Raw genomic sequence first — 7,683 nt, forward strand, 5'->3', positions numbered from 1 at the left:
AGGTTTACCAATATAATTTCAAAACTCCCGGTAAACCTGATCTATTGGTAATTCTTTCGAAATGTAACGTCTTGCAAGAAAAACATACCAAAATTATTAAATGTAATATTAATTAAACGTGTGCTACGGATAGTATTAAAATTGATCCAATAATTTCATTCGGAACTGTAATTTCATTATTTTGCTCCAAGTGTGCCATTTTTGCTCATGCAACGCTATTGTTATTTGAATTCAGATGTTTTGATTTTTTCTCCCATCAATTTTTGAAAATGCTTTGCTTGATCCAAGTGGTATGCTCTAAGTTGTTCTTTGTAATGATGCATCTTCATGTGCCAATCGTACATTTGTTTCCAATAGGTTTCATGGTCTTGTGTATACATTGGCATTTGATAATGAGTAAAACTCATAAAGGTTTCCAACTCCTTTTATATTGGGTGATTTTAACTTACGACACCAGTCTATGTGGTAATATTCAAGGCGAGCACGGCATTTACCCATCTTCAGATTTTTAAAAAAGCTCTCCATAATTCAGTTAAATACAAATAGGCTACCGATTGTCGCTTTTGTGGCCGGTAGCCTATTTGACTCATCACATTTGAACAAGCCTTGCTTCAAATACTGTTTATCATGATTCCTATGTTTTCCATAACCTCTTTTGTTCGTTCCATTGGACCAGACTCACTATCATCCTGAGTACCTTCCTGTCCGTCCAAATGTGAACTTTTTGCTGCTTCATCACCATTCATTGCGTTTCGTTCTTCAGAATGGATAACCGTATTACTTTCTTTTTCCATTTTAGAACTCCTTTGTAATAAGATTCTTCAATTATCGATTTGTTGTACACGTGTGTTTGCCTGATAGACAAGTCGTTGTGTGGATTGAGCCTGATTTGGAGCCTGTGCACTTTTATGTGAAGCAACAGTCGTTTTCAAGTCGGAATCAACATTCATGAGTCAAATTTCTCCATAAATCGTTTAAACACACCAGCCCTACTATTATTCCGATATCCCAATCCATTATGCAGATAATTTATTTGTTAGTGTCGCACAACAACTACTTCTATTGTTAAAAGAGCCTATACACAAGCTACTGAACAATCCTCTGCCAATCTAACACTTTGCGGAAGAAGCTCTGTATCAAACCTCTACCGATACTTCTCATACTCAAACCAAGGTCAGACAAATCCAACTCATCGATTCAGTTAGTATTCTGGCTGAAAAGGGTTATTATCTAACAGTACCTTCATCATTTTTCACTTCCGGGTATACGTTTTACTACTAAAAAAATAAGAAGGATCATCCCCATATACCCGAAGAGCGGGTAAAGATAAGTAAGCAAAGAGGTGAAACCAACCTGACTGATTAATAAACAGGTAAGCAATGTAGCCAAAACCACCCAATTCCTTGGAAGGGCATATAAACTTTGAATCTGTCGGGTGATTCCAAACACGTTACCAATTAATGTCGTAAAAATTTCCCCGTAAATGACCAGTATGAATAAGACATGAAAGAACGACCCAAAACCGCGAATAATTTCGGCCATCGGGATATCGAACCGCAGAATTTCCGGCATCCTGGAATGGATCGCAAAATGGCTAATGAATAACATAACGCCAAGCCCAATGCCTCCCCAAAAGCCTCCCCATTTTAATACGCTCTCGTCTTTTACTTCACTACCTAGAGGAACTAAAACCGCTTGTGCAAAGGCAAAATTTAATGCGGCATAAGTAAACGGACTGATGATCCATTTCACATGGTTCAATGGCTGTTTTGGCCAATCTGTTGCTTTCCAAATACCATCTATTCCGACAACCTGAATGGCAATAAGGAACATGAAAAAAAACATCATGGGGACCACCAGCGAATTTGCCACCAGAATTCCGTTTAATTCTTTGCTCATTACCAGATAGCTCAGTAAAATACTTATGATGATTCCAAATTGATACGGTAATCCAAGCTGCTCCTTAAAAATGGATCCCGTACCGGAAATCATCACTGCGGTTACACCAAATAAAATGATAAAAGTAAATATATTTGCGACTTTTCCAAACATATCGCCAAATAGATAATTGTTTTGTTCCTGATAGGAGAACGCCCTGATCCTGTGGGAAAGAATCATCATTTTAGTCCCGATCCATATAAAAAGGGATGTTGCAATCAATATGCCCATTCCACCATATGCTCCGTAAACTGTGAAAAACTGCATGATTGACTGCCCTGATGCAAATCCTGCACCAACCACCGTACCAATGTAAGTAGCGGCGATTTGTAATATCATGATCGTTTTTTGATTCATAGCTCCCCCATAGTAAACAATATCATAGTACAATCTCATTGTATGTCCAATGTGCTTGTATATTCCGATTATCAAGAGTAATCAATTACATACATCTTTGCAGTTCACCATCGGGAACGTCCCCACTCCAATCAATGTAGAATAAATACTTTCCACTTTGACAAAGGATACTTGTTTTTGTCCCGAATCAGCAAAGGATGTAAATTCTTGTCTTGAGAAAAAGACATGATAATAAAAACGCGCTGCGCGCGAATCACTATAGATATATCTTGTCCGTTAACACCCACCTGTCTGACTAACGACACAAATCCTGCTACATTAACGACACAAATTATAGTGCTCCTCTAATGTGAAAAAACAGCCCTAGGTAATAGATATCCCTAAGCCTGTATGCGACACCCTTAGATTTAAGGATTAACCATTGGGAACCATTATGCCAATACTTTTAGAAAAATGAAGCCCCCTGAGGGATGAAATTCTGCGAATAAGCGATTATTCGAGAGAAAATTAAATCATACCGAGGAAGTTTAATGTCACGATATCCTTAAATGTGTCTCAATATACCCCGACGGTGCGTTACTATTTATTCATAAAAAAAAACCGCGATTTATACGGTCATTAATGGGACAATATTCTTGACTCCGACAAATAGAGGATATATATTCATTGTCTCCATTCATGTTGCCACCTAATTAAGCGTACGAACCATTTAATTATACATCTGCATTAAGAATAAGGTACGGTATAAATTCCTTCGTTTTCTTTCCACTCAGCGTATAACACGTTTTTTACTTCATCTATCCCGTGAGATTGGATCTGCAGTTTCAGCCATTTTATATCAAAACCTACAGCTTTCAAATTATCCCAAATGATTTTCCCGTCAGTGATCAACGTTGTTGGTAAATATACCTGTTGTGGCGGTAGATTCAAATCTTGACGTTTTACGTTATCATATTCCGCCTTTTTTAGAACGCTTATACTTCCGTTTGGCTCCAATAGTGCATATTCTACTTCACGCACGGAAAAAACATTTGATTGCCGCAACATATACATCAAATCGTGTATATTAATCCTGTTCTTTTTTAATTCTTTTCGGATGATCCTTCCATTTCGAATGACGATAGATGGTCTCCCATCAACCCAGCCTCTTATTTTTAAATACTTCTGCCCTAATATTTTAATGCCCAACATGAGCAACCCCCACAAAAATAAAGAATAAAACATCGTTAAGACGGTTGCTTTTTCATCATATAGACCATTTCCCATGACCTCTCCCTTGCCCAGTCGATTCATTGACGTAAATATACATCAGCGAGTATATGCGGTGTCGTTCACAAATCTTGCATGGCTAACTTTAATCGGTAAGCTCTGCCGGTTTTCAAGTTGCTATCTTTAAGACTTTGAAGTTCTTCTTTCTGCTTCTCCTTCAGGTTTGCCTCATTTTTTAGCCAAAGAAATTTGGTTCGCTTTAGCTGTGGCTCTTCTTTTTGCTCGGCTTTACGCACTTCATCAACAGCTTCATTCACCATCATCATGACATGGAACTTATCAAAGGTTACTTCTGCTTTAGGGAATTGATCCTCCTCTATTCCTGAGATAAATGCAGCAGACATATCACAGCAGAATTCCTTTATTTGCGCGGTTTCTACGCCTTTATCGACTAAATGCTGCTTGAAACGTGTAAGAGTATCTTTGCCTTTTCCTTCTGTAGCGAAAACAGTACCGTCTTCGTGTCTACATCCACAAATAAAGTTATATAACGATGACCACGGCGTGATGAAGTTTCATCTACAGCAATTCGTTTTACCTGGGATAAATCCAGTTCTGACATGGCTTGATCCACGTAATGGTGGAGAATCCGCCACATACGAGTATCGTGCTCTCTTAGCTCCCGCGCTGCAGCATTTACAGGCATTTCAGCCATTAGTCGCATTGCCCATGCGTCGAATTTCAGCGTAAAATGTGACTTTGGTCGCGACCACTTAACAGATACCAGTGTTACTTTATTGCAATTTAGGCATTCTGTTCTTGGAACCCGTGCATGCATATACGTTTTCCAGTTCCAGAAGTCTAGGTGTCGCCAATGCTTTTTCTCTGTATCGTATGCTTTGCATGCTGTGCCACAGTTCGGACAAGCAAACATAGAGCCTCGTTCGAAATCAATATAAAGATGCCAAGCTTCATCTTTCTCATCGTATTCAATATGTGTTAATTTCCATGGTTCTTCAAGCTCTAATGCTACTTTAAACATCTCCGTAATTAAATTGTCGTTACTGCTCATTGAACTCCACATTGTCATTACCACCCTATTAATTATGTTATCTAGTAGTATTGACGCTTTCACTATTGAACAGACATCAGACATTCACTGTAGCGAAGAAGCCAAAAAGAATCAATAGCCTATTCATTCGGATTTCTACCTTTTCTCCAAATGCCAATCTTGCGACAATGCCGCAACCTACTCCGTCCAGATCATTATGCGTATACAAATGATACAAAGGTAATCCCCATCTGTTAATAATTTCCATTAAGATCCCCTTGAACAGATCACTTTATTCCGTGTTTAGCAGTAAATAGGGTCCAGCCAACATGTCGTTATCACGTTGTCTGGACCCCTGTACATATTCACCTAAAGCGTCAGTACTACATGGTGGATTTGACTATCGTCACGCAATCGGACGAAAGGACCGTCCTCCGTGGCGTACTCGGTAAAGTCGACTTCCTGTCCATCGATCGATAGCATCGTTTGTCCGCTGGACTTGTGTGACGGATTTTTGACGGTGATGCGGTACTCTGCGTTCCCGAAACGGTAGCTGGCAGAAAATTCCGGCCATTCACTTGGCATACATGGACGGATGAACAACCGTTCTCCTCGGCGGCGCAGGCCGATAATCCATTCAATGCCCGCTTGATACATCCATCCTGATGCACCTGTATACCAAGTCCATCCGGCATGGCCTCTATGAGGCTCCTCTGTATATACGTCGGCAGACATAACATAAGGTTCGCCGACATATTTCTTAACTTCAGATGACGTTTTCGTATGCATGATCGGGTTCAACATGTGGAACAGCTCGAACGCTTTGTCTCCATCCCCAAGCCCGCACCAAGCAATGATGCTCCAGAGGACGCCGTGTGTATATTGGCCTCCATTCTCACGGATACCTGGAGGATAACCCTGAATGTAGCCTGGACTTGGATCCGTTTGGTCAAACGGCGGATACAGAATATGCGCTACCGACAAGCTTCGGTCCACAAGCTCACGATCGAATGAACGCATAGCCTGCAAAGCTTTGTCTGGCGGCGCCATACCGGAAATGACGGACCATGACTGAGCGATAGAATCAATGCGGCACTCTGTATTATGGATGGAACCGAGCCATTGTCCACCATCGGTAAATGCCCGTCGGTACCACTGACCGTCCCACCCCTTTTCATTGATTGAATCCGCAAGCTTCTCCTTTATACGAAGATAATTTTCTGCACGTTCATGGTCACCGCGATGTTCGCACAAATCAGCTATTCCTCGCAAAACATCACCCAAGAACCAGCCGAGCCACACGCTTTCGCCACGCCCTTCAGCTCCTATACGGCTCATCCCGTCGTTCCAGTCCCCGATTCCTATCAGTGGCAGACCATTCTCGCCAAAACGTAAACCGCGGTCGAGCGCACGCAGGCAGTGTTCGAAGACCGTACCACTTTGCTCGGACAATACGGTCGGCTCATAACGTTCATGCTCCTCTTCACTTAGAGATTCGCTGCGAAGAAACGGAACGGTTTCGTTTAATAGGCTCTCGTCTTCGGTATGTTCAATGTATCTGACCACGGCATAAGGAAGCCACAACAAATCATCGGAAAAGCGGGTGCGAATGCCGCGTTGCGTCTCTTCATGCCACCAATGTTGGACATCGCCTTCTTCATATTGGTGGGCGGCGTGCAGTAGAATTTGCGCCCGAGTAAGGTCAGGACGACTATGAAGCAAAGCCAGCGAATCCTGCAGTTGATCGCGGAAACCGTAAGCCCCGCCCGCTTGATAAAATGCGGAGCGCGCCCACATCCGACAGGAAAGCGTCTGGTAAAGCAGCCAATTGTTCAGCATGACGTCCATCTCAGGGCAAGGCGTCGAAACCGTAATCGTACCCATTGCACTGTCCCAAAACTTTTGCACATCCTCGAATGCCTGCTCGCAAACATGGGTTTGACGATATTTGTGTGTAAGCTGAGCGGCGGATTCACTGGAATCCTCACAGCCAAGCAGGATGTAGACGGTCTGTTCAGCATTAGGCTCAATCACCAATTTGGTTTGGATCGCTCCACACCCTTCGTACGTAGGCCCAGTTGCGCCCGACAAGTGAAGTCGGTTCATGGCAGCAGGATTTTCAAGAGTGCCGTTGCGGCCTACAAATTCCAAGCGATCCCCTGTCCATGTCATATCCGGAGTCACAGTAGCTGTCTGATTGCTTCCTTTCGCCGATTCTACGGGTTCTTCCGTTTGCGGATGAATGGTTAGAAAGGCGGTCGCATCCCGGAAGTTTTCTTGATACGTGTTGCGTGCAGTAAGCACCGCATTCACCGGATCCCATTCCGTAACGATGAACGAAGAGTTCCCTTCACGGTGCACCCCAAGCACCCATTCTGCATAATAAGTAACGGATAATCTCCGCTGCTCGGACGTCGTGTTTTGCAGTCGCAATTTAATCACTTTGATGGGATCATCCAGCGGAACAAAAACAGTCATTTCTTGTTGGAGACCGTGACTTTCATGATGATAGCGTGTATACCCACGCCCATACACCACTTTATATGTGGCGGCTACGTTCGCGCGGCCCGGTACCAAAGGCCAATATTCTCCGCTATCCTCGTCCCTTAAGTAGCATACTTCCCCTGGTTGGTCGATTGCAGGATCGTTCGACCATGGGGTTAATTTGCATTCGCGGCTGTTGCGCCACCATGTATACCCGGTGTACAGTTCCGATGTCAAACAGCCGAATTTCGGATTGGCCATCACGTTAATCCATGGTGCCGGCAGGTAGTTGTCGTTTTTCAGAACGATATGGTACTCCCGGCCGTCTGGTGAAAAGCCTCCCCAACCGTTGAAGAAAAGGAGATCATTCGTTTCGACTGGCTTAACAGGAACAAAGCGGTTCGGTGTGGCGGTTATCGGTAGCGGCTTATCCGATGTTCGGCTCGGAACAGATACTTTTAACTGCGCCTTCAGACTGGGACCATCTGCTCGCAGTACAATACGGGATACCGCGAACAACAATGCTTTATCGACATCCGATAATTGAGAGGCTGGCAGGATGTGTACTCCCCCTTGCCCCGTGCCATGTCGTCCAACGATTTGCTCCATCGTACGCCGAAGAGCTTCCTGTAAATCCTGCTGAT

8 protein-coding genes and 1 pseudogene are annotated in these 7,683 nt (G+C 43.3%); all 9 read right to left on the bottom strand.

Annotation, left to right across the window (positions count from 1 at the left end; genetic code table 11):
- Positions 1–221: 221 nt before the first annotated feature.
- Positions 222–407 (bottom strand): hypothetical protein, encoded by a 186-nt coding sequence (locus G519_RS0137115; RefSeq protein WP_029198859.1) that lies wholly within the window; start codon positions 405–407, stop codon positions 222–224.
- 204 nt (positions 408–611) lie between these two features.
- Positions 612–794 (bottom strand): hypothetical protein, encoded by a 183-nt coding sequence (locus G519_RS0137120; protein ID WP_029198860.1) that lies wholly within the window; start codon positions 792–794, stop codon positions 612–614.
- Between the two features lie 27 nt (positions 795–821).
- Positions 822–950: a hypothetical protein gene (locus G519_RS53195; RefSeq protein ID WP_268633513.1), complete on the bottom strand. Its 129-nt coding sequence runs from the start codon at positions 948–950 to the stop codon at positions 822–824.
- Between the two features lie 295 nt (positions 951–1,245).
- Positions 1,246–2,295 (bottom strand): YkvI family membrane protein, encoded by a 1,050-nt coding sequence (locus G519_RS0137130; RefSeq protein ID WP_029198861.1) that lies wholly within the window; start codon positions 2,293–2,295, stop codon positions 1,246–1,248.
- 726 nt (positions 2,296–3,021) lie between these two features.
- A complete protein-coding gene (locus G519_RS46515; RefSeq protein WP_051254056.1) occupies positions 3,022–3,561 on the bottom strand; it encodes a DUF421 domain-containing protein in 540 nt (179 codons plus the stop codon).
- A gap of 65 nt (positions 3,562–3,626) precedes the next feature.
- Positions 3,627–4,073, bottom strand: a complete 447-nt coding sequence (locus G519_RS49640; protein WP_084160525.1) for a transposase — start codon at positions 4,071–4,073, stop codon at positions 3,627–3,629.
- Positions 3,956–4,588, bottom strand: a complete 633-nt coding sequence (locus G519_RS46520; protein ID WP_051254060.1) for a helix-turn-helix domain-containing protein — start codon at positions 4,586–4,588, stop codon at positions 3,956–3,958. Before G519_RS46520 ends, G519_RS49640 begins: the two co-directional genes overlap by 118 nt.
- A 109-nt stretch (positions 4,589–4,697) precedes the next feature.
- Positions 4,698–4,793, bottom strand: a pseudogene (locus G519_RS52770) (hypothetical protein); the annotation flags it as partial.
- 131 nt (positions 4,794–4,924) lie between these two features.
- Positions 4,925–7,683, bottom strand: a 2,759-nt coding sequence (locus tag G519_RS0137150) for a GH36-type glycosyl hydrolase domain-containing protein (protein ID WP_029198862.1), incomplete at its 5' end; no start/stop codon positions are given.

This window comes from Paenibacillus alginolyticus DSM 5050 = NBRC 15375, assembly GCF_000422905.1.
In the GTDB taxonomy this organism is placed as follows: Bacteria; Bacillota; Bacilli; order Paenibacillales; family NBRC-103111; genus Paenibacillus_E; species Paenibacillus_E alginolyticus.